24 protein-coding genes, 1 pseudogene and 1 riboswitch are annotated in these 23,368 nt (G+C 45.4%); of the genes and pseudogenes, 22 read left to right on the top strand and 3 right to left on the bottom strand.

Annotated elements, in window-relative coordinates:
• The 4 genes from mobP3 to U5921_RS02435 all read left to right on the top strand — a co-directional run bounded on the left by mobP3 (position 1) and on the right by U5921_RS02435 (position 6,760).
• Positions 1-3,042, top strand: coding sequence for a MobP3 family relaxase (gene mobP3, locus U5921_RS02450; RefSeq protein WP_324824940.1), 3,042 nt, complete (start codon positions 1-3; stop codon positions 3,040-3,042).
• 176 nt (positions 3,043-3,218) lie between these two features.
• Complete coding sequence (locus U5921_RS02445) at positions 3,219-4,658, top strand: DUF3991 domain-containing protein (protein WP_324824939.1); 1,440 nt, start codon at positions 3,219-3,221, stop codon at positions 4,656-4,658.
• Positions 4,659-4,671: 13 nt separating this feature from the next.
• The gene (locus U5921_RS02440; RefSeq protein WP_283675493.1) at positions 4,672-6,489 is read left to right on the top strand and encodes a VirD4-like conjugal transfer protein, CD1115 family; all 1,818 of its coding nucleotides are present in this window, start codon (positions 4,672-4,674) and stop codon (positions 6,487-6,489) included.
• 4 nt (positions 6,490-6,493) lie between these two features.
• Entirely contained in the window at positions 6,494-6,760 is a 267-nt protein-coding gene (locus tag U5921_RS02435) for a helix-turn-helix domain-containing protein (protein ID WP_024345854.1), read from the top strand.
• Positions 6,761-7,189: 429 nt separating this feature from the next.
• Here U5921_RS02435 and U5921_RS16180 read toward each other — a convergent pair whose 3' ends face one another.
• The 3 genes from U5921_RS16180 to U5921_RS02420 all read right to left on the bottom strand — a co-directional run bounded on the left by U5921_RS16180 (position 7,190) and on the right by U5921_RS02420 (position 9,479).
• Positions 7,190-7,363 carry a YbaK/EbsC family protein gene (locus U5921_RS16180; protein ID WP_367401713.1) on the bottom strand — a complete coding sequence of 58 codons (174 nt, stop codon included), beginning with the start codon at positions 7,361-7,363 and terminating at the stop codon, positions 7,190-7,192.
• A gap of 184 nt (positions 7,364-7,547) precedes the next feature.
• Positions 7,548-8,297 (bottom strand): hypothetical protein, encoded by a 750-nt coding sequence (locus U5921_RS02425; RefSeq protein ID WP_024345853.1) that lies wholly within the window; start codon positions 8,295-8,297, stop codon positions 7,548-7,550.
• A gap of 300 nt (positions 8,298-8,597) precedes the next feature.
• Positions 8,598-9,479 (bottom strand): LysR family transcriptional regulator, encoded by an 882-nt coding sequence (locus U5921_RS02420; protein ID WP_324824938.1) that lies wholly within the window; start codon positions 9,477-9,479, stop codon positions 8,598-8,600.
• 185 nt (positions 9,480-9,664) lie between these two features.
• Here U5921_RS02420 and U5921_RS02415 point away from each other — a divergent pair, with 185 nt between their 5' ends.
• From U5921_RS02415 to U5921_RS02330, 18 genes and pseudogenes are all read left to right on the top strand, one after another.
• Positions 9,665-10,243 (top strand): LysE family transporter, encoded by a 579-nt coding sequence (locus U5921_RS02415; RefSeq protein ID WP_324824937.1) that lies wholly within the window; start codon positions 9,665-9,667, stop codon positions 10,241-10,243.
• Between the two features lie 101 nt (positions 10,244-10,344).
• Positions 10,345-11,373 (top strand): epoxyqueuosine reductase, encoded by a 1,029-nt coding sequence (locus tag U5921_RS02410; protein ID WP_324824936.1) that lies wholly within the window; start codon positions 10,345-10,347, stop codon positions 11,371-11,373.
• A 94-nt stretch (positions 11,374-11,467) separates the two neighbouring features.
• Positions 11,468-12,553 carry an aspartate-semialdehyde dehydrogenase gene (asd, locus tag U5921_RS02405; protein ID WP_024345849.1) on the top strand — a complete coding sequence of 362 codons (1,086 nt, stop codon included), beginning with the start codon at positions 11,468-11,470 and terminating at the stop codon, positions 12,551-12,553.
• 17 nt (positions 12,554-12,570) lie between these two features.
• Positions 12,571-12,660: riboswitch (cyclic di-GMP riboswitch) on the top strand.
• Positions 12,661-13,078: 418 nt separating this feature from the next.
• Complete coding sequence (locus U5921_RS02400; protein WP_324824935.1) at positions 13,079-13,528, top strand: sigma-70 family RNA polymerase sigma factor; 450 nt, start codon at positions 13,079-13,081, stop codon at positions 13,526-13,528.
• Positions 13,529-14,091: 563 nt separating this feature from the next.
• Positions 14,092-14,478: a recombinase family protein gene (locus tag U5921_RS02395; protein WP_324824934.1), complete on the top strand. Its 387-nt coding sequence runs from the start codon at positions 14,092-14,094 to the stop codon at positions 14,476-14,478.
• Between the two features lie 30 nt (positions 14,479-14,508).
• Positions 14,509-14,736, top strand: coding sequence for a hypothetical protein (locus tag U5921_RS02390; RefSeq protein ID WP_324824933.1), 228 nt, complete (start codon positions 14,509-14,511; stop codon positions 14,734-14,736).
• A 33-nt stretch (positions 14,737-14,769) separates the two neighbouring features.
• Positions 14,770-15,294, top strand: a complete 525-nt coding sequence (locus tag U5921_RS02385; protein ID WP_324824932.1) for an LPD28 domain-containing protein — start codon at positions 14,770-14,772, stop codon at positions 15,292-15,294.
• Positions 15,295-15,302: 8 nt separating this feature from the next.
• The gene (locus tag U5921_RS02380; RefSeq protein ID WP_324824931.1) at positions 15,303-15,575 is read left to right on the top strand and encodes a hypothetical protein; all 273 of its coding nucleotides are present in this window, start codon (positions 15,303-15,305) and stop codon (positions 15,573-15,575) included.
• A pseudogene (locus tag U5921_RS02375) lies at positions 15,572-15,775 on the top strand (DUF4314 domain-containing protein); the annotation flags it as partial. The gene U5921_RS02380 and the pseudogene U5921_RS02375, both read left to right, overlap by 4 nt.
• A gap of 42 nt (positions 15,776-15,817) precedes the next feature.
• Positions 15,818-16,309 (top strand): hypothetical protein, encoded by a 492-nt coding sequence (locus tag U5921_RS02370; RefSeq protein ID WP_324826036.1) that lies wholly within the window; start codon positions 15,818-15,820, stop codon positions 16,307-16,309.
• Positions 16,309-17,076: a hypothetical protein gene (locus U5921_RS02365; RefSeq protein WP_324824930.1), complete on the top strand. Its 768-nt coding sequence runs from the start codon at positions 16,309-16,311 to the stop codon at positions 17,074-17,076. The genes U5921_RS02370 and U5921_RS02365 overlap by 1 nt, the downstream gene beginning before the upstream one ends.
• A gap of 41 nt (positions 17,077-17,117) precedes the next feature.
• Positions 17,118-17,708: a hypothetical protein gene (locus U5921_RS02360; RefSeq protein WP_324824929.1), complete on the top strand. Its 591-nt coding sequence runs from the start codon at positions 17,118-17,120 to the stop codon at positions 17,706-17,708.
• Positions 17,709-17,873: 165 nt separating this feature from the next.
• On the top strand, positions 17,874-18,254 hold the full coding sequence (locus tag U5921_RS02355) for a resolvase (RefSeq protein ID WP_324824928.1): 381 nt from the start codon (positions 17,874-17,876) through the stop codon (positions 18,252-18,254).
• Positions 18,255-18,290: 36 nt separating this feature from the next.
• The gene (locus tag U5921_RS02350; RefSeq protein WP_195841212.1) at positions 18,291-18,452 is read left to right on the top strand and encodes an SHOCT domain-containing protein; all 162 of its coding nucleotides are present in this window, start codon (positions 18,291-18,293) and stop codon (positions 18,450-18,452) included.
• A 78-nt stretch (positions 18,453-18,530) separates the two neighbouring features.
• The gene (locus U5921_RS02345) at positions 18,531-20,138 is read left to right on the top strand and encodes a recombinase family protein (RefSeq protein ID WP_324824927.1); all 1,608 of its coding nucleotides are present in this window, start codon (positions 18,531-18,533) and stop codon (positions 20,136-20,138) included.
• Between the two features lie 4 nt (positions 20,139-20,142).
• Positions 20,143-21,048, top strand: a complete 906-nt coding sequence (locus U5921_RS02340) for a recombinase family protein (RefSeq protein WP_324824926.1) — start codon at positions 20,143-20,145, stop codon at positions 21,046-21,048.
• Between the two features lie 20 nt (positions 21,049-21,068).
• Complete coding sequence (locus tag U5921_RS02335) at positions 21,069-22,712, top strand: recombinase family protein (RefSeq protein ID WP_324824925.1); 1,644 nt, start codon at positions 21,069-21,071, stop codon at positions 22,710-22,712.
• Between the two features lie 164 nt (positions 22,713-22,876).
• Positions 22,877-23,335: a helix-turn-helix transcriptional regulator gene (locus U5921_RS02330; protein WP_324824924.1), complete on the top strand. Its 459-nt coding sequence runs from the start codon at positions 22,877-22,879 to the stop codon at positions 23,333-23,335.
• Positions 23,336-23,368: the final 33 nt, after the last annotated feature.

The raw sequence follows: 23,368 nt of genomic DNA, 5'->3' as shown, positions 1-23,368 counted from the left end.
ATGCCGCGAATTATCTTTAAATGCCGTTACTTAAAAAATGCGGCGGCTCATGCGGAAAATCTGGTAACCTATGTTGCCACACGGGATGGTGTAGAAAAGCTTCCGGAGCGGATGCGAAACCGTCCTGTCACGGAAAAGCAAAAGCTGCTGGTATCGGATATTTTGGAGCAGTTTCCGGATTCCACCGGGCTGTTCGAGTATGAGGATTATCTGGCGAAGCCTACCATGGAAAACGCCTCTGAATTTATCTCCGCTGCCTTGGATCAGAATCTTGACCAGCTGGCACACAAGGAAGTCTATGTCAACTATATTGCTACCCGCCCTCATGCTGAACGACTGGATACCCATGGCCTTTTCTCCGATGAGGATATTCCGCTGGTATTGTCACAGACAGCGCAGGAGGTGGCGGAACATACCGGAAACATCTGGACGCCCATCATATCGTTGCGGCGGGAAGATGCCGCCCGGCTGGGGTATGACAATGCCGCCGCATGGATGGCGCTGCTGCGTAAGCAGCGGAATGTCTTTGCCCAGCAGATGAAAATCGAACCGGAGAACCTGCGGTGGTATGCTGCCTATCACGATGAGGGACATCACCCTCACTGCCATATGATTGTGTATTCGGTTGATCCCCGTGAGGGCTTTGTAACAAAGCCGGGCATTGAAGCCATGCGAAGCAGTCTGGCGCGGGAAATCTTTCAGCAGGATCTGCTCCAGATTTATGCAGAGCAGACAGAGCGTAGAAATGCACTGACATCGCAGAGTCGGGATGCCCTGCAGGTACTTCTGGTACAAATGCAGACCGGTGCCTGTGACAATCCCGTGCTGGAGGAACTACTTTCTCAGCTGGCAGAACGGCTTCGGCACACCACCGGTAAAAAGCAGTATGGCTATCTAAAAGCACCAGTTAAGGAACTGGTGAACCGGATCGTGGATGAACTGGCGAAGGAAGAACGTGTGGCAGCGGCTTACGCCCAATGGTACGAGCTTCGCAATGAGGTACTGCGTACTTACAGAGATGAGCTTCCGCCACCACTCCCTCTTTCTCAGCAAAAGGAATTTAAACAGATAAAGAATATGGTAATTGCGGAAGCAGTCCGGCTGGGCAATCAGGAGTTCACCTTTGAGGGGGATGATCAGGCGGAACCGCCTCTGGAGTATGAACCTATCATGGAGGAAACGTTCATTCCGGAGGATCTGGAAGTGATGCCAGATACGGAGCCTGACGAGGAATTGACTGGGGAAGCAGAAGACGATCGGTCCGAGCCTGACAACGATCATGACTTCGAATCGACCAACGTACATTCCGGCAGTACGGATACAGTGTCATCCAGCGGTGAACCACATATCGCATGGAACAGCCGCTATAAGCAGGCCCGAGCATTCCTATACGGCAGTGATCTTTTAGAGCCGGACTTTGAACAGGCCCTTGCCCTATTTCTGCTGGAAGCGGAAGACGGCAATGCCCTTGCCATGCATGATCTGGGAAGAATGTACACAGACGGTCTGGGTACAGAGATTGATGCAGATACTGCCTTTGTCTGGTACGGAAAGGCTCTTACCGCTTTTATGGCGATTGAAGCCAAAAAGGAACATCGGTATATAGAATATCGTATCGGTAAGCTTTATGCAGCGGGACTTGGCACGGAGCAGAACTACGCAGAAGCGGCAGACTGGTTTCAGCAAGCGGCTTCCAAGCGTCACAAATACGCCCAATATTCCCTTGGCGGTTTATATTACCGGGGCCAGGGTGTGGAGCATGATTTTCAGACGGCATTCAGCCTGTACCAACGCTCCGCTACTCAGGGAATGCCCTATGCGGATTATGAGCTGGCAAAGATGTATCGGGACGGAGTTGGAACAGCGCCAAACGCTGACGAAGCGGACCTGCACTTTGAGGCCGCCTTCCAGGGCTTTTTGCAGGTGGAACGGCAAAGTCGTGATGACAAGCTGCAATACCGCCTTGGACAGATGCTTTACACCGGAACCGGAACAGAAAAAGATGTGGACGAGGCTCTTCGCTATTTTGAAAAATCTGCCCGGCTGGGGAATGTCCACGCACAATATATGCTGGGGAAAATTTATCTGGATGCGGACAGCGGGCATTTTAACGCGGAGAAAGCCATCCTATGGCTCACAATATCAGCGGACAACGGCAATGCGCTGGCACAATATGCTCTCGGAAAGCTTTTCCGGGACGGAAATCATGTAGAAAAGGATATATCAAAAGCAATTGCGCTTTTTACACTGGCAGCAGAGCAGGATAATTCCTACGCCGCCTATGCGCTGGGAAAGCTCTATCTGCAGGGAGATGACACACCCAAGGATATGGATGCCGCATTAAAGTGGCTGACAAAATCTGCTGACCTTGGCAACCAATTTGCGCAGTATGCGCTTGGGAAGCTGTACCTGACTAGCGAGGATGTGCCAAAGAACATTTCCAAGGCGCTGGAACTGTTTCAAAAGTCAGCGGAGCAAGGCAATCAATATGCACAGTACCAGCTCGGTAAGCTTTATCTGAAAGGTGAGGATGTTCCAAAAAACATGGAAGATGCCATTCGTTGGCTGACCGCTGCCGCCGAACAGGAAAATCAATATGCGCAGTACCAGCTTGGGAAGCTGTATCTGCTTGGCGAAGATGTTACTAAGAATATAGAAGTTGCCATACGCTGGCTGACGGCTTCGGCGGAACAAGGTAACCAGTATGCGCAATACGCTCTCGGTAAACTTTATCTGCTGGGACGGGATACCCCCCATGACCGGGAGGCCGCTGTACGATGGCTCACCCTTTCTGCAGAACAGGGCAATTTATATGCACAGTTTTTTCTTGACCATCTGGATTCGTTCCGGGACCCTTCCCTATTTCTGGCTGTCACCCGGCTCTTACATCATGCCAGCCGGATATTTCAGGAGGAAGCCAGAAGACTGCCAGGTGCTCCCGGTATGCACACGGATAGCAAACTGCGCAGAAGGCTCCGGCAGAAAAAGATCGCCCAGGGCCATGCTCCGGACGATCACGAACAAAAATTTACAGCCTATTAAATGTGAAGGAGGTTTCCATGCGAAAACAATCTCATGGGCAGACGAAACAGCTGCCCTCCATACAGCAAAAACAATTGTATCCCAAGCCGTCCGTTCATCAGCGGGCGGCATTTTTTTGTGTCCGCCACGGGCACATGCGCTGCGGGAAACGCAAGCGATAAAGGAGGTGCTTCGGCATGGCATATGTATATTTTACTGATGAACAAAAGCAGCGGGCCAATGCAGTGGATCTGGTGGACTTCCTCCAGCGGCAAGGCGAGCAGTTGGTTCGATCCGGCCGGGAATATCGTTGGAAGCGGTATGACAGTGTTACTGTGCGGGGCAACGAATGGTTCCGTCATTCCCGCAAGGAGGGCGGCCGCGCCATTGACTTTATTCAGCAATTCTACGATATGAGCTTCCCCGATGCAGTCTCTTTTCTGCTTGGCGGGGAATCCGGTGTGGAATGGAACCAGACAGAGAAGAGCGCCCCTCCGCCCCGTAAAGAATTTGCACTGCCGGAGGAAAACCCGGACATGCGGAGGGTTTTCGCCTATCTCATCAAGCAGCGCTTCATCGACCGGGACGTCCTGTCCCATTTTGCACACAAAAAGCTCATCTATGAGGATAAGCAGTATCATAACGCCGTGTTTGTAGGGCTGGATGAGAATGCAGTTGCCAGGCACGCCCATAAACGAGGTACTTATACTCAGGGTGAACCTTACAAGGGAAATGTGGAGGGCAGTGATCCCTGTTATAGCTTCCACTGGATCGGGGAAAGTGACACCCTCTATGTCTTTGAAGCTCCGGTGGATATGCTGTCCTTCATTACCTTAAATAAGCAGGACTGGAAGCAGCACAGCTATGTGACGCTGGATGGCGTATCGGAGCATGCCCTGCTGCGCCAGTTGGAGCTGCACACACATCTGAAGAACCCGGTGCTGTGTCTGGACCATGACCCGGCAGGGATTGAAGCCACCGGCCGGCTCAAGGATATTCTCTGCGAGAAGAATTATTATGATCCTGCCCATATGGACATTTCCGTTCTCAAATCGGAGTTTAAGGACTGGAATGAGGACTTAAAGGCTCTTCATGGCATCGAGCCTATTCCGGCACAAGAGCATCCGAAGCTGATGCTTTTGCCGCGGGTGTGTTCGGGAGTGCTGGAGGTTTGTCGAATGCAGTCAATGAATCAGGAGGCGAATGCCCGCCTGCTGAATGAATGTGAACAGCTGGCTCCCCTGTTACGCTCAGATAATCCCCAGCGAAACATATTAGAGGAACAATGCCGCCAGACAGTGGCTTGTGCCTTAATAGCCATTCAGAATACCTGCAGGCAGATGGAAATTCCGGTATCCATGGAGCGTGTAGCAGGCTGGCTGCAGGCGGAATACAAGCCTCATGAGGATAGGGGCTGGCTGCGCTCCAAAGCGGAGGATATTCGAATTGCCGTGAGGGATGTGTCCAGCCGCATCCGTACTCCTGGAATCCGCACGGTAGACGAACAGAAGCTTTTTATGCGTTCCTGCCTTACACTGGCGCTTAGCTGTATGAAAGCGCAAATGTTCATCGTGCTGGAAGCGCAGGAGCAAGCGCCCAGGCAGGAGCAAACTGTAAATTTTACCATGACGATGTGAAGGAGGGATGACTGTGCAAACGTCGCAGCTTGTAACGCTGCTTGCTGCCGGACTGACCATGTTTGGTGTGATCGGCTTTTTATCACTGCTTGCTCACTATTATACTTTAAACGGTATCAAGTCAAAAACCGTAGGTGATGGTCAGCATGGTACAGCAAGATGGGCAACCAAAAAGGAAATACAGACAGTATACACGGCAGTCCGGTATGAGCCGGAAAAATGGCGGAAGGGAGAAAACCTCCCGACGGCACAAGGGTTAATTGTGGGCTGGCAAAAGGCGTCCCTATTCGATAAAACTGCTCCCCACGGCTATGCGTTAGTGGATGACGATGATGTCCACTGCCTGATGATCGGTGCTGCAGGTGTTGGCAAGACGGCTAATTTTCTCTATCCTAACCTGGAGTATGCCTGCGCTTCCGGCATGAGCTTTATCACAACCGATACCAAGGGTGACCTTTACCGTAACTATGCGGGTATTGCAAAGGATTACTACGGCTACCAGGTGTCAGTCATTGACCTAAGAAATCCCACCCGCTCAGACGGAAACAATCTGCTTCATCTGGTAAACCGCTATATGGATTTATACCTTGCCCATCCGGAGAGTCTGGCATATAAGGCCAGAGCGGAGAAGTATGCGAAAATAACCGCTAAGACCATCATCAGCTCGGGAGGCTTTGACAGCTCTGCCGCTGGACAGAATGCCTTCTTTTATGATGCCGCTGAAGGACTATTAACCTCTGTAATCCTTCTGATTGCGGAATACTGCGAGCCCAAAGAGCGGCACATCGTGTCTGTGTTCAAGCTCATTCAAGATCTGTTAGCGCCCAGCGGTGTCAAGGGACGAACACTGTTCCAGATGCTGCTGGCACACCTGCCGGACGATCATAAAACAAAGTGGTTTGCCGGCGCCGCTCTAAACAGCGCAGAGCAGGCCATGCAGAGTGTCCTGTCCACAGCACTGTCCCGGCTTAACGCATTCCTGGACTCAGAGCTGGAGCAGATACTGTGCTTTGATACCGCTATTGATGCAGAAAAGTTCTGTAAGCAGAAAAGCGCTGTTTTCCTTGTTATGCCAGAGGAAGATAACACGAAATATTTTATCATCAGCTTAATTGTTCAGCAGCTCTACCGTGAAATTCTTTCGGTAGCAGATGAGTATGGAGGTAAGCTCCCGAACCGTATCATGATGTTTTTGGATGAGATTGGAACCATACCTAAAATTGAGTCTGCAGAGATGATGTTCTCAGCCAGCCGTTCCCGCCGTGTGTCCATTGTTGCCATCATCCAGAGCTTTGCCCAGTTAGAGAAAAACTACGGAAAAGAGGGCGCCGCCATCATCATAGATAACTGTCAGGATACCGTGTTCGGAGGCTTTGCCCCCAACAGTGAATCGGCGCAGATTTTGTCAAAGGCTCTCGGCAGTCAGACCGTTATGAGCGGTTCCGTCAGCCGGGGAAAGAACGACCCCAGCCAGTCCCTGCAGATGATCGAAAGACCGCTAATGACACCAGATGAGCTGAAATCTATGCCCAAAGGAAGATTCGTTGTAACAAAGACAGGAACCTGTCCTATGCGAACCCGGCTAAAGTTATTCCTTGAATGGGGTATTACTTTCGGAAAAATTTTTGAAATTGCAGAGCAGTCTGCACGAAAGGTGGAATATGCTGACCGTCGCAAGGTGGAGGAAGAAATTATCCGGCGCAATGCTTCCTTTGAACCGGAGCCGGAGGAAACAGAGTATACATCGCCTCCTTCGGCAGGAATGGCACATACTCCGGCTCCCTCCATTAATCTGGAACCCATGGAGCAGAAGCAAAGGCCAGGGAGGTGAACCTGTGGCTTATTTTACATCAGTATACAACTCAGAGCTGCCGCATCGGGCAAAATCCGTCTATATGTATTTGCATGACAGGGCTGATAGGGATGGTAAATGTTATCCGGCTATTGGTACCATTGCCAGGGAACTGAACTTATCCCGCAGCACAGTAAAACGAGCCCTTACCGACTTGGAAATACAAGGTTATCTTCGCAAGGAACAGCGGTGGAGGGAAAATGGTGGCAAGAGCAGCAATCTCTATTTTTTGATTGCCCAGACGCAGTAATAAGAAAAAGGCAGACTGTTCCGCCAAGGAGCAGGTCTGCCTTTTGGGTGGACTGTGGCAGGGGTCACGATGAACCATGAAGGTTAAGCCCCCCACTCTAAAAGATCTAAACTCCAGAAAAAAACATAGGAGTTATATGGATAATTGCTGAGTGAAGCGTTGCATCTATGCAGGATAAAGAACATCGCAGGAAGGTGGCTTGAGTGATTGCTTGTTTTTCTGAAAGTTCAGTTTGTTAATTTCTGAAGCAGAAACGGGTAGACGTAGTTACGGCATTATAAAACTTTGCATACATGCACTCATTCGATTGCATGTCCGTATTGAAATATCTCATCCGGAGATAGCTCAATGACATGACATGGGCTTGCGCAAGCCGGAAACAAAGTATCATATTGCCTGACTGAGATATCAATATAAACAGAAACAGCATCAGGAATAGCGAAGGTAGATACGCTGCCCAATCCCCGCATTGCCTGCCATAACCAACATCATACACCAATCTTCTTTGCGCAGAGTCAGGGTTTTTGCTATTCTTGAAGGTGCAACGCCAATGGTTTGTGCCGCTTCCTCGACTGTGGCGCAAGAATCACTGAATTCTTTGATTCGGTCACTTATACCAAGATTAAAAAATATTCTTTTACAATTTAAACTGTCATAACAACCTCCGTAGATTTATGATTTTAATATTTTACCGCAAGGCAGTTGCAGCAGCAAAAGTCTGCAGATTTGTTCGGCGTAGCTAGAAAGCCTGGGTGGAATAAAAACAGAAGAGGATAACGCCATTTGGCTATTCAGCAAAAGGTGGTTCATTTGCTATGGCACGAAGAATATCTCCCGCGACATCTACTTGCTCCTCAGTTCCGGATATACCAATCCAGCAGCAGCCCTCGGCACCTTTAATTCCTCCCGCTGCAATGAGTTCTGCAGAAACGCCGGTTAATAATTTGATCGCTTCTAATTCTGTAATAATGGTACCGCTAACTGGCAACATCCGTAAACCAGTGGAAGTCGGATCATTTAATTTGGCAGCGATTTCCCCGATGTTTCCGAATATCCGTTTTTCCAAGCCTACCGGAATAACCAGTTCTGTGCGCCTTCCGACAACAGCGGGCAGTATTGCTGCGCTGGTACCAAGGGCAGGATTACCAATTTGAATACCTGCCAGTTTTCTCTCAGGATCTACAGCATTGGCACCTTTTAAAATGATGTCATGCTGCCCTAAGAACGAAGCGACATCAAAAATTGTCTTCCCTTTTTGCCAAATTCCTTTTTCAATAACAATATCGGATTCGGAGTAATTTCCAGCTGTCGCTTTTTTATCAGGGCCCAAGTTAATGCCTCGCATAAACGACGCTTTTGAAAAATCTCCCGCTTGTCCAATTCCAGACAGAAGCTCTTCTGCAATGTACCCGTTGGTACTCCCTGAAATGATGACAATCGTGTGGTTCTCCAGTGCATCCTTGATTTGCGGTAACGACACGACAGCCTTAGCAATCAGTCGTTTACCTGCGGGTATTGTGAGCATATACTGTTTCATATCTTAATCTCCTTTATGTTTTTTCTAATAAGGATTTCCATCGTAATATTTTTATCGAAGCTTTGACTTAAAAACTTAGCTAAATATTGCTACAATTTGTTTTTAATGTTTATTGCAAATAAAATCCTTGTCAGTTAATTTTTCATTCTATCTTAGGTTGATATATTTGTTGTTTTTCTCAGTAATGGATTTATCTACAGGTAACGATCAGTTCATCATATTTCAATTCTGTAATAATTAAGCAGGAATAGCTAGTCATATCAACAGCAAGAGTAGGGGTGTTAATAAATTATTTAATGGCTATTTTGTAATGCATAAATCTATAAATGCTTGCATAAGTGGACTAATCCATTTGTTCTTATGATAACCGCATACAGCAGAGATTTGTGCACCGGATAAATCTGTTGGGATTTCCACCAATTCACCGCTGTCAAGTTCTTCTTGAACGGAAAATCTGGGGAGAAAGGATATGCCTACAGTGCTCTTAACTAAATTTTTAATTGTAGGAATACTCCATAATTCAATTGTGTGGTCAAGAAGAATAGATTTTTCACATATGTACCGTTCAAAAATCTGCCTAAAAATACAATTAGGTTCATTGATGATGAAAGATACAGGAATTTGTTGGTCAGGAGTGATAAAATCCGGATAGATTTCCTTTGTTTCAGGAGAAGCAACTAATATGACTGGAAATATTCCCATTGGCTGGGTTATTAAATTAGAACCATACCCACCTACGTCTTCATAAAATACCCCTATATCAAGAGTTCCATTTATAAGCTCGTCGCGAATGTCATAGCAGTTCATGGAGCGAAGGAATAGACGTGCACTAGGAGCTTGCTGATGAAATTCCTTGAGAATTGACGGCATTTTATAACATAACTGTGTTTCTGCAATTCCTATATGTAAATCGCCTTGACATTCTGCTAAGTCATTTTCAAAGTAACGCATTCTATTGATAGATGTAAGAACATCATCTACATATGGTAAAAGCTGCTTTCCAGCTTTCGTCAATACCATACGGCGACCGATTTTTTCAAAAAGTTTTGTTGATAATTCTTGCTCCATCTGTCCCATCTGAAACGTAATAGTAGACTGCGTATAATTAAGTTTTGCTGCTGCTTTTATGAAGCTACCTTCCTCCACAATTGTCTTAAATGTATTAAGATATTTGAAATCCAAAATCATCACCTCACTAATTATTCAAAAATACTGAACTCTAAATTCGAATATTTCAATTTGAATGAACTTTATTTAAATGTTATCATAGCACTATGAGGACATAAATGCAATAGCGTATTTATGAATTTAAATGTCTTGAAATGCTGTATACATACAGTAAATTTCACCTTTGGAGGGTACATATTATGAATTTTTCAGCTTTTTTTTCTTACACATTTTTAACAGCCTATACGCCTGGCCCCAATAACATTATGTCTATGACAAATGCTGGGCGCGACGGATTCAAACGCTCTATTCCGTTTTTTGGTGGAATTTTTTCTGGGTTCGTTATAGTAATGTCAGCCTGTGCTGCCTTTTCTACGTTGTTGTACGAGTATATTCCTTCCATTAAGCCGGCAATGATTTATATAGGAGCGGCTTACATTCTTTATTTAGCGTGGACAGTATGGAGGGACAAGCCACATAAAAGTAACGGCATAACACATGCTAATTCTTTTTTATCGGGAATGCTCCTCCAATTTGTTAATATAAAAATCATTCTGTATGGAATTACTGCAATGTCTTCATACGTTTTGCCACATTACCACGATATAGCTACAATTGGGATGTTTGCATTACTGCTTGCAGTGATTGGCACCTCTGGCTGTCTTTGCTGGGCTGTTTTTGGTGCGGTTTTTGAAAACTTATTTAACAAATATCGAAAAGCTATCAATGCAATTATGGCCTTATTGTTAGTATATTGTGCCATTTCATTATTTTTATAAAAACAGGAGACATTGCGTTATAGCAAATGAGGTAATGCTTCGAAGATACCATCGATTTGTTTAATGGGTGAGACAGCGGTCAAGGAAGGTATGAATCTAGGATGGAGATAGCACAGTTAATACGCCAAAAGGCTCTTAAGCTTGGTTATGAAAAATGCGGCATTATTCCCGTTGGTATGATGTCTGAATATGAAAACAAATTAAATGAGCGAACACAAAAGATACCGGAGTCACAGCCCTTCTATCAAGGGCAGCAGCGCCTTGTAAAATTTAAAGAGGAGTTTCCTTGGGCTAAATCTGTTGTGGTCTTGACGGTACCATATTCGAAATATCATGTTCCAGAATCAATGAGTGGGAATATTGCAAAAAAGTATTTATTAGATACCCGCATTGATGAAAATACAAAAGAATATCAAAATAGTGTGGAATTGGAGCAATATATAAGAAATCTTGGAATGAGAACTTCCACCAACCGAAAGTTCGGTTTAGTTGGGCTGCGCTGGGCAGCTATGCAGGCCGGACTTGGTATTATCAGGAGAAATAATTTTTTCTACACCGAATCTGGCTCGTATATTAGTATCGAAGCATTTTTGACTGACTATGAAATGAAACTGGTTGAAGAGCAGAAACTTTCACCTTGCCCCAATAACTGTGACCGCTGTATTAAGGCTTGTCCTACCGAATCGCTGTGCGGAGCGTATATGATGAATCCATTGAAATGTGTTTCTTTTTTAACGACCTTTGGAGGAAGAGATCTTTTAAAAGAGTCTTTAGCCACACAATTTGGGGAGTGGATTTACGGCTGCGATGTTTGTCAAGATGTATGCCCGATGAATCGTGGAAAATGGATAGGAAAAGAGAATTTTCCTCAATTAGAAGCGCTGTCAGACATTTTAACTGCAGAAAACATTTTAAAAATGGATGAGAAAACCTACAAAGAGAAAATTCAACCCAAATTTTTTTACCTTACTCCAGATGAGTTATGGAAGTGGCAAGTAAACGTACTAAACTATATGAATAATTATTTTGATAAAAAATATAAGTCCTCTATTATAGAATCCTGTAATAGCAATTATTCCAAAGTACGGGAAATGGCAACCGCCATATGCATCAAAAGAGGACTTAAATAGAATTATTAGAATTTATTATAAATGTAATTGTATAAACTATTTTCATTTCATAAAAATTAATAATGTGTTAATGCGTTTATAGGAGGGAACTATTATGGCTGATAAAATACGAGTTGGTATATTAGGTGCTACTGGTACCGTGGGACAAAGATTTGTATCTTTGCTTTCTAATCATCCATGGTTTGAAATTTCTGCGCTAGCTGCCAGTGAACGATCTGCTGGAAAAACGTATCAGGAAGCTTTGAGAGGACGTTGGAGCATGGACACACCTCTATCGGAGCGGTTAAAATCTATGAATATCTATAATATTTATGATATAGATTGTATTTCCAATCAGGTGGATTTTGTGTTCAGTGCTGTTAGTATGCCAAAGGAAGAAATTAAAGTAATTGAAGAAGAATATGCAAAACATGAAACACCTGTTGTTTCTAATAACAGCGCTCATAGATGGACGGCAGATGTGCCGATGATTTTACCGGAAGTTAATCCGCATCATTGTGAATTAATTATAAAACAGAGAGAGCGACTAGGCACACAGCGGGGATTTATTGTTGTAAAACCAAATTGCTCTATTCAAAGTTATACCCCTGTATTAACAGCATGGAGAGAATTTGAACCATTTGAAGCGGTGGTGACGACATATCAGGCAATTTCCGGGGCGGGTAAAAATTTTAATACGTGGCCTGAAATGATTGAGAATATAAATCCGTTTATCCCAGGTGAAGAAGAAAAAAGCGAACAAGAGCCTTTGCGGATATGGGGCGGTATTGAAAACGGATTAATTGTGCCAGCAAGGGAGCCGAGAATTACTTGTCAGTGTATTCGCGTTCCTGTTTTGTATGGACATACTGCTGCAGTATTTCTTAAATTTCGCAATAAACCAACAAAGGAGCAATTAATTAATAAGCTCTTGGAATTCAAGGGTGAGCCGCAACTCATGAATTTGCCCAGCGCACCAAAACAGTTTATTCAATACCTCTATGACGAGAATCGACCGCAAATTAATTTAGATGTAAACTACGAAAATGGTATGGGAATAAGCGTTGGAAGAATCCGCCCAGATAGTATATACGACTGGAAATTCGTTGGACTTTCCCATAACACCTTACGTGGTGCAGCTGGGGGCTCTGTTTTATGTGCTGAACTACTTACGATGAAAGGCCTCATTGGAAAGCATTGAGATAAAAATAACTTGAATACAATTTAGGGCAAACCCATTGAAAGATGGGGGCGCAAAGCCACAGGGTCTAAGGTGCTTTCAAGTACTATGATAGCCTGGCTGCCAAAAACCGCGCAGGAGCCTGCCCTCTTTATTGGGCAGGCTCTTGCTCATTTTATCGGCTTTTGACGGAATATTGGTGTATCGGGATACAGGGCTTTTGCCGCTCTCCATAATAAAGGAGGACACTGTATGACCCCATGTCCCTTTTGTTTCGGGAGGTCAAACTCATGACAACTCTTTCCGGACACAGCACCCGATATTCACACAATTTCATATCCGGAAACCTATAAAGTCAGTATTTTGCTTACAGCAACGTACTGACTTTTTTCTTTCGACAAGAAAACAGATACAACGACGGAATTTTCCAAAAATCAGATACCGAACTGATACCTTAAATGTAAGTAAGATAAAACCACACTGCCGCTCCCCGCCGCTTGTTCTTCATTCATTGATTTTAAACATCATGAAATGGAGGACAAGCCTATGGCTATACATAAAAGGAGAATTAATTACCGGGCAAAATATCCGGATGTAAGTGAATCGATCATTGAAGTGCTTGAAAAAAGCGACCGTAAGATGGAATACCAACAGTACGATCTGAAAGTGGAGCGCTATCAGATAGATTATACTCGGCTATCTGCCACATGGATTCCCAGCAGAGAGGATTCCTATGAGCGTTTGACTGATGAAAATCGACAGTTTGCATCAGAGGAAGAAAGCGTGGAGGATGCCGCCATCAAGGCCGTATTGATTGAAAAAATGTTATCCAGCCTGAAACTACTCACGCCAGAAGAACAGGAACTGATCACAGAACTGTTTTTCAATGGAAAAAGCGAAGAAGCCTATGCGAAGCAAATTGGGATTTCGCAGAAAGGAGTTAACAAGCGAAAACATAAAATTCTGGACAAGATTAAAAAAATAATGAAAATTTAAAAGTTTTTGGTTCTAAACCCCCTTACTGGGCGTGGAAGTAAGTGAGGGGGTTTTTCTATTTTCCCTTTTGCTCCTTGAAAATTTCATATCCGGCAGCATCAATACATGATCTGTCCAGCCGTGTGAAAAGCGGCAGCGACCTTGACGGGCGCGCCAAAACTGCCTGCGGATTGGATAAGGTGGTATATATACCGCCTTATCCGTCCGTCGAACCGATGGCATCGAAGGTGACGAGCGAGAACGCCCGGTCATAAAACAGCTTGTGGTGAGCTGTATCGCAATGAAATGGACAGTGCTAACGCTACTTCCGCCCAGCCACAGACATCGCAATGGGGACGGCTCGCAGAGATCCTGGGAGAGGTGAAATTCCTATGAGGCCCGCTTAACCGGCAGGTCGTTGCTGTTGCCGCCCTAGCTTCGGGAAGTAGTGTCAAATAGAAGCGTAGAACCAAAATGAAGAACAAGCAAAATATCTCATTTTAGAGACCATGCGGCGGGACAATTCTGCCCCGCCGCATTCCTGTGAAATGAAATCAATCAAACTTTAAAGGAGGTTTTTGATAATGGAACAGAAAAAAAGAGCATGGCTGTATTGCCGCATCGATGCACCGGAGGATACGCATGGCACATTAAAGGAACAGCAAAAGGAGCTTTGGGACTATGCCGAGCAGCTTGGATTAGAGGTTGCCGGTGTATCCCAGGATCTTGGAAGCGGTTTAATTCTTGACCGACCTGGATTTAACGTCCTGAAAACTGCCGCCGCAGAAGGGCGAATGGATATGGTGCTGGTAAAAAGCCTATCTAGTATCGGACGAAGTATGGAACAGACATTGGAGCTTTCTAAGCAGATCAATCAGATGGGGATCACCCTATGCTCCCCTCTTGAAGGAGAAATCCAACTTTCATCTGATACACTGCTTTCCCCGGAACCGTTTTTACATCTGAGCTAGGGCATTCATACGATGCTCTGGATGCTACTCATGAAAGAAATCATTGTCACCGATACAGTAGATAGAAAAATACTAAACACGATTGGTGAATTTATCGACCGCTGTCCGAATCAGGAGCTCCTGCAACAGATTCTGCCGCACTTGGTTCCGATACAGAGGGGAGAGACTGAGTCACAGGAGATTCCCGTTGCGAAAGATGCAGAGGTAGAGGAATACTTCGAAATGCGTGATGGGCCAAAGATGGGGCTTGAGCTATGATACCCTTAATGTCATTTGTCTGGAGGTAACCAAATGAGCGTAAACGCCAGAAAAGAGCAATATGAACATGTCGAATTATTCGGGAAGCCAGCGCTTTTCACTGATTCCCGGATTGATCGGAGTACGGTACCAGAGGGCTTTCACTGCTACGATCTTCGGGGGTCTGACTATGATCCCGGAAAGCCTATTATAGTGGAGGATCATGTTGTTGTAAATCATGCCGGTTCAGTACTCACATCAGAACCGGTTAACATGCCAAGGGAGGGGCGCCGCAGACTGAACGGAAAGCTGAATTTTCTTGGTGAATGTTTGAATCTTGAAGGCTTCTGTGAAGTACACGCAATCACCCTTGCACCGGAAACCTGCAGATATGCCCTGCGTCCTGCATTAGCAGAGGAAGCAGGGAATTTTTTACACTTCCCAAGGAGCAGGATACCATGCTTGGAACAGTGGGCCATCTGCGCATCGATTTTGGCGGCAATGGACATGAGTTCTGGCACACCTGGTGGCCGCGTGATTATGAAAAATATCATGGTTCCGCTTTTGAAATGGAGTTAAAGGCGGTCGTGGATGGACTGTGGGAAAAGGGGCCTCTTGAAAGTCTGGGAGCAATGTCGCAGTACTGTGCTGCACATGGCGGTGAGATTGCAGGAGGCTGGCGTCAGAATTATGGATACATCGTAGAAACAGAGAACTACCGTTACTGTTTACGTTGTAATCCTGCCCCCGGAGATTATCAGGCATACTTGACTGTTTTTGATCTGCGGGTACAGCAGCTGAATATGACCAAGAATGACATGCCCGATCAGGACATGGGGATGGGAGGAATAAAGCTATGAGCTATAATCCGTCACTTATAAAATTTATGAGGGAGAAATACCCGCCCGGAACACGAATCCGGCTTGAAAGTATGAATGATCCCTTTGCGCCGGTTCCGCGCGGTACGGAGGGCACGGTTGATCTTGTTGACGATGCTTGTGGGATACACATGAAATGGGACAACGGCCGTACCCTGGCGCTAATTCCTGGGGAAGACAGTTTTACGGTTATTCCTCAGCCATTTCACACGCTCAAGCTTTATATGCCGTTGGCAGTTAATCTTTATGAGCGTGATGAATACGGAAGTTTGGACGATGACCCCATAGAGCTTGGCGGCCGTGAGGTTCTGGAGTACGAAGACAGCATCTTTTCTGCTATTCTTCGTGAACGAAGGCCAGACGAATCGGAGCGGGGACTTATGCAGTACTATGGAAAAAACGACTCCCTGAACCAGAAAGTACAGTCCTATGTGTTTACTGTGGAGAAGGTAAACGACAGTCTCATGGGTATGGCAGAATGCCGTATTCAAGGTGAGCTGACTGACAACGAGCTTGAGATGCTGAAGGACACCATCAGTGGTCAGGCTTCCGATGGCTTTGGGGAAGGCTTTGAACAGCGTTACATTAAAATTCCAGATGGTGAGATTTGTGTCAGCCTTTGGAGCAGTGAAAAAAGCTGGAAAATCCAGACGCAGGATGAGCTGGAACAGCAGGGTCAACAGATGGGCGGAATGACGATGGGAGGGATGAGCTAATGCCAAATCATGTAACCAATATTTTACGGGTATCCGGTGATCCCGCACAGGTGAAGTCCATGTTTGAAGCCATTCAAAGTGATGAAATCGGCCTTGGCAGTATTGACTTTAATAAAGTTCTTCCTATGCCACCCTCTCTGGATATGGATTATGGCAGCCGGGCAGAGCGTGGGATGAAGCTTTATCGGGACTTTACTGCTGAAAGTACTGCGCTTGCAATGGCAAATGTGGTAAAACCGGATGCTGACCATGAAAACCGTGTCGCTGCGTTAGTAAAAAAATATGAAGCACTGACCAAAGACGATCCCCAGCTGCTGAAGCTGGGAGAACAGTGCTGCAACAATATAAAAAACTATGGTCACCCCTCATGGTATCAGTGGTCAGTTGCCAATTGGGGAACCAAATGGAATAGCTATGGCTACGATAAGCTGGCAACTCCGAGGGAGTTTGATGGTGAGCATATCGAGTTTCAAACAGCATGGAGCCGTGCGGAGCCTGTCATCAGTACGCTTGCCAAGCAGTATCCTGAGCTTACCTTCGAGTATCTGTGGGCGGACGAGGACTTTGGACATAACACAGGAAAAAAAGAGTTCCAAAACGGAGAGGAAATATTCAGCGATATTCCCCGCGGTGGATCAAAGGAGGCTCTTGAGCTGGCAGCGGAGGTACACGGCATGGATTTGTCGGAGATGGGCTACCAGTATAATGAGAAATCCGGTACATACGAGTACCACAGTCAAAGCGAGTCAATGGAAATGGAATTGTAGTCTTATAAACCCTTTTAAACTAATTGGAGGTGTATTAGAGAATGGAAAACCCGGATTTACAGGCAGTCTATATAGAACGGCTGAATGCACTGCTGCCCACGTTGGATTTTAAGGAGCTGGATCATTCCTGCAATATTCAGGACAATATGTATGCCAAGGAAGCCCTGAAGAAAATGCACGATTTATTTGTAGAAGTTTACGGAACAGATGATCTGGATTACGGCGGTTATGAGTTTGTCGATGTGCCGGCTGTTATAGTAGGACGTAACACAGGGCATATGGGACTTGGAATCGTGACGCTTGACCTGCAATCCTCCGGGGAGCATTGCGGTACCTTTTTTCTAACGCTAAAGGGTATCATTGATCATGGATTTGATGAAATGAAGCCTGCAGATTCCAAATATCTGACTGATGTTTATGTTCCCTACAATTACTGGTACACCGTATATATCCAGCGTGATCATCATGTGGATTTTGATCATGTTCCCCAAAAGGTGGTGGAAATGCTGGAAGCCTGTCAGCCTGGGCAACAGGAAAAGATGACACAGGAAGCTTCGGAGCAGCAGGGTAATGCGCAAACCTCCGACTCTGAACAAGGCAATACGTGTGAATCGCCTTCAATGGAAATGTAGAGTGCGTATCCCCTCTTTTCTTTACTTGAAGTGGATTATTAATTTTATAAACCTGTGTGAACAGCGTATTGTTTTATCTTAGAAACTATGCGGCAGAACCGGATTTCCATTTTTCTGCCGCATCCTTGTGAGATAAATCATCAATTAAGAAAAAGGAGGAACTGTATGAGTAATCATTCTTTAAACGATTTACTGGAAAAGGATTTGGTGGTGGGCGGTGTCTGCAATAGCAATGGCTCAAACAAAACCTATTATTTTGAAAACACACCGGAAAATATTGCGAGCTTTATTATGGAGCATCAGGAAAGTACGAATCAGCTGCTTCTGACCAGTCTGTCAGACCGTCTTATTTTAAGTACCCTTGGAAGCAGCATCAGCTATTGTCCCAATCAGAAACTGCTGCAGAAGGTACAAAAGGAGCTGTGTTCACTGCAGAAAGGAGAAAGCTCACCGGCTCCCATGGTGGTTGCTAGTGAGAAAGAATATCAAAGACTTTTATATGAAGAGGATCAGAGAGTAACGGCTGCTGAGCTGAGGATGCTTTAGGTAAGGAGCCGATAGGTAGGAACAGGAGGAAATGCTATGGAAAACAAAAAGGAAGCAAGAGAAATGCAGTATAAGCTATCGGTAAAATTGCTGGATATTATGGTGAATAGTGGCTTTTTACTGCCAGAGGAATATGAAAAAATTGATGCACTGAACCGGGAAACATTTTCTCCGGAGCTGGCAAAAGTATATGCGTAAAAACACTAGCTATATATGAAAAGGTGTGGTAATGTGTGTTGCTGACAGGAGAAGAATCTTCTGGGAAAGGAGAAGCATATGGACAAGAGGATAGTAAAAAAGGTAATAAAAATTGAGCCTGTTAGCACCATCTCAAACATGGAAAAGCCACTTGTGAAGCGAGTATGTGCCTATTGCCGGGTGAGTACAGGATCAGCAGAGCAAATCAGTTCCTTTGAGTCTCAGGTGGAATATTATGAGCGGCTCATTCAGGAAAAGGACAACTGGGTATGTGTCGGTATTTATGCGGATCAGGCGCGAAGCGGTACGAAAACCAGTGGACGTGATCAATTCCGACAGATGATGCAGGACTGCAGATTAGGCAAAATCGATCTGATCCTTACGAAGTCCGTCACCCGCTTCGCCAGAAATACCGTAGACAGCATCAAGGCGATTCGGGAGCTGAAGCGTTTAGGTATCGAGATCTATTTCGAAAAAGAGAGGATCAGCACCCTGTCTGAGAAAAGCGAACAGCTGCTGACAATCCTAAGCTCCATAGCACAGGGTGAAGCCGAGAGTATCTCGACCAATTCCAGATGGTCCGTGCAATATCGTTTTCAGAATGGAACCTTTATCATCAGCTCCCCTGCTTACGGGTACATAAACGATGAGAATGGAGAGCTTATCATCCAGCCGGAAGAAGCCAAAATTGTCCGTAGAATTTTTGATCAGTACCTTGGTGGAAAAGGCTCCTACGCTATAGCAAGGGAACTGCGGAAAGCGGGAATTCCTACTATACGAGGATCGAAGGGCTGGCAGGACGGTGTGGTCAAGGAAATATTGCAGAACCCAGTGTATGCAGGTGACCTGCTCTTCCAAAAAACCTACACGACTGAGGGGGTTCCCTTTACCAAGAAGCATAATCGCGGTGAGATGCCGCAGGTTATGATTACGGATAACCATGAACCTATTATCAGCAGAGAAGAAGAACAGGCGGTTCGAGAGCTATACGCATACCGCAGACAGAAGCAATGTGTGGAGAATGTCGAGGTCTACCAGAATCGATATGCATTCAGCAGTCGGATTATCTGCGGGGAATGCGGCTCCATATTTAGGAGGCAGAAGATATACATCGGAAAGCCTTATGAAAAAGTACAATGGTGCTGTCATCAGCATATTGAGGATATCTCGAAATGCAGTCAGAAATCAATTCGGGAAGATTGTATTAAACAATCCTTCAGAACCCTGTGGAACAAGCTGGCCAGTAACTATGAAGATATCCTTTATCCCCTTTTGGCGATATTAAAAGCGGTGCCGGACGATCCGGAGCAGGTACAGGAATTGCTGGAGCTGGAGAATAAAATACGGGAATTAAAACAGCAGAGTCATATGTTGCAAAAAGTCCTTACGGGCGGCGACATTGGCTCTGTTGTTTTTATAGAGAAACGAGGTCTTATAGACACGGAGCTGGAAAAGGCATACCGCCGACAGCAGCTTCTCAAGGAGCAAAAATTATTTGATGAGCAAATCAGCCAGACAGAGTATCTGATGGCGGTTTTCAGAAACCGACCCGCCATACTAGACGATTATAACGAGGAGCTCTTCCGAATGATTATTGAAACGGTGACAGCTTACCCCGGACAGCGGTTGGTCTTTAAACTGAAGAACGGACTGGAGCTGGAAGAAACCTACGGAAAGGAGCTGTAAGCAGATGCAACGACATATGCCTCTTGGATACCGGATCGTAGATGGTAAGGCTGATATCGTACCGGCAGCCGCTCAAATAGTAAAAGCAGTTTTTCAGGCATATCTGGGCGGAACCTCTACCTATCAGATTGCAAAAGACTTAACGAAACAAGGAGTCTTAAATGCCAGTCACAAGCCCTCTTGGAACCACGGTTCGGTGGGAAAAATATTGGAAAATAGAAAATACATTGGAGATGAGTTTTATCCTCCACTGATCGAAAGTGAAATTTTCGAGCAGGTACAAAACCGCAGACAGGAAACAGTAAAAAGCCTTGGCAGACACGTACAACCAAACAGCTTCCGGAATCAAACACAATTCAGTGGAACACTGTACTGCGGTATCTGCGGACAGCCTTACCGGAGATATGTGGAACACTGCAATCAACCCAGTGAGAATGTGAAATGGAAGTGCAAGCATTATATCAAGTCCAACCGGGTATCCTGCCTAAACATTTTTCTAACCGATGAACAAATCGAAAGTGCTTTTATGGATGTCATCAACCAAATCATAGCGACACCCGCTATGCTGGCACAAAGGCGCTCGATAAAAACACCTGCTCCCTGCCCTGTCGGAGAAAAGCTGACCCGACAAATAAAGGAGACTCTCAATGCCGGCCAGTATACGGTAAACGAAATAAAAGAGCTTGCTTTTAAACGAGCTGCGGAACAATATCGGGTATCGGTTATTGATGACAGCGCTTACCGGACAGACCAGATAAAAGCCGCTATCTTAGGCAAAGAAAAGCAGATGGATTTTGATGAAAGACTTTTTCAGCAGGTAATCCGGAAAATCACAGTAAACCCGGATGGCAGGCTCCAGTTTGAACTGCTTAACTATCTGCTTCTTGATAAGAACATCGAAGAAAATTAGCGAGTAGGAGGAAAACATAGATGCAAGCAGTAAAGAAGAATATTTCGATTATACCTGCAACACGAGGATACGACAGAACAATTCGTCCACAAATGAAAGCCATGCGGGTTGCGGCTTACTGCCGCGTCAGCACCCTGCAGGAACAGCAGGAAACCAGCTACGATGCACAGGTAAACTACTATAGAGAAAAAATCGAGAATAATCCTAGCTGGAAGTTGGCAGGAATTTATGCGGATGACGGAAAAAGCGCAACCTCAACGAAAAACAGAAGTAACTTCCAAGCCATGATTGAGGACTGCATGGCTGGTAAAATTGATATGGTCATCACCAAATCCATCAGCCGCTTCGCCCGAAACACCGTAGATTCACTGATGAATATTCGAAAGCTAAAGGAAAAGAACATCGCGGTATTCTTTGAGAAAGAGGGCATCAATACGCTGGATGGCAGCGGTGAACTTCTGGTTACCATCTTAAGTAGCCAGGCACAAGAGGAAAGCCGCAATATCAGCGAGAACTGCCATTGGGGAATCGTTCGAAAATTTGAAAGCGGTAAGGTAATTGTCAATCATAGCAAGTTTTTAGGCTACACAAAGGATAAAGACGGAAATCTTGTCATCATACCAGAGGAAGCGGATCTGGTGCGCAGGATTTTCCGTCTTTTTTTAGAGGGAAACAGTAGTTATAAAATTAAACGGATACTGGAAGCCGATGGTATCCTCACAGTCACTGGAAAGACGGTATGGCAGGCAACGGTCATTGACAAAATGCTTAGCAACGAAAAATATATGGGCGATGCCCTGATGCAGAAAACCTATACAGTGGATTTTCTGACGAAGAAAAAGGTGATAAATAAAAGTATCGTACCGCAGTACTACATAGAGGACAACCATGAAGCGATTATCCCAAAGGAGTTGTACCAGCGAGTGCAAGAGGAAAAGGCGCGCAGAGGTGCAATATACCGACCTGCATCTAAAAAAGTGGATGCACCGTCTATCAAAGGTAAGTACAGCGCTAAATATGTGCTGTCCGACATCATGGTATGCGCAGAATGCGGTCAGCCCTACCGCAGGCAGGTATGGTCCAAGTACGGCATGAAAAAAGCCGTGTGGCGCTGTGACAACCGCCTCAAGCACGGTTCCAAGCGGTGCAAACATTCCCCCACCCTGAAAGAAGACAGCCTTCATGAAGCCATTATGACCGCAATTAATAACGTGGTAGAGGACCAGGGAGAATTTGTGCAGGCATTCCGAGAAAATGTAATCCGCATCATTGGAAGCTACTCGGCACAGGCAGAGCCTACGGAATACGATGAACAAATCGAACAGCTTCAGCAGGAAATGATGAAACTCATTGAGGACAGCGCTAAAGCCGAGTGTGCAGATGATACCTTCGATAAAGAATACCGTATCATCGCAGATGAAATCAAGGAGCTAAGGAAGAAAAAGACAAAGGTGCTTCAAGAACGACATCTGGCAGAATCCTATGAACAGCGTCTGCAGGAGATGAGTAGCTACACGAAAAAAATTAACTACCTAAAACGGGAATTCGACGATGACCTTGTCCGCAGACTGCTTCAAACAATCCGGGTAATCAGTGAGAGCAAAATAGAAATTCAATTTAAATCGGGCATCGTCATCCGGCAAGATGTCCTGTGTGATGATTAAATGACGGCAGGAGCCGAAAGACCAACGGTTCCTGCCAGTATATAAAGTACTGATAAGAATAAAATCCTCAGACAGTGGGCTGAGGGTTTTATTGTTGGCAGCGCTATTCTATCGCACCTTGACATCATATCGGAACACCGATATAATGGAAACAGGTGATGAAAATGACAATACAACAGCTTATGCAGGACATGAATATGTCCCGCTATCGTTTATCAAAAATCAGCGGGATTCCATGGGCGACTCTCGCAGACATATATTCGGGAAAAACACATCTCGACCGATGCGGAGCGGGAACACTTTCCAAGCTATCCAAGGCTCTTGGTCTTTCCATTGAGGGACTGCTGGAACTGGAATCTGAACCTACAGAAACCGCACCGGATGGTAAGCCCAACAAAAAGACCTATCTGGAAACCGGATTATCCAGCAGCATTCAAAAGGCAATCAAGGATTACCTGCAAGGTGAAAAAGAACAGGTTCTGCATCTTGATTGTCTGTCGGATGAATTATATGGAGCCATTAATGCTGACCTTTGGTCAGGTATAATTACAGAGGAACAGGCCGGCTATCTGCGTGAAAAATATCTTGGACTAGGTGGAAAGGAGGATGGAATACATGATTGATTTTACATCCTGTGAAGTGAATAAATTCAGAAT

It is taken from the genome of Sinanaerobacter sp. ZZT-01 (assembly GCF_035621135.1).
Lineage (GTDB): Bacteria > Bacillota > Clostridia > Peptostreptococcales > Anaerovoracaceae > IOR16.
The sequence above is the reverse complement of the archived record's forward strand: the minus strand, read 5'-3'. Positions and strand labels throughout refer to the sequence as shown.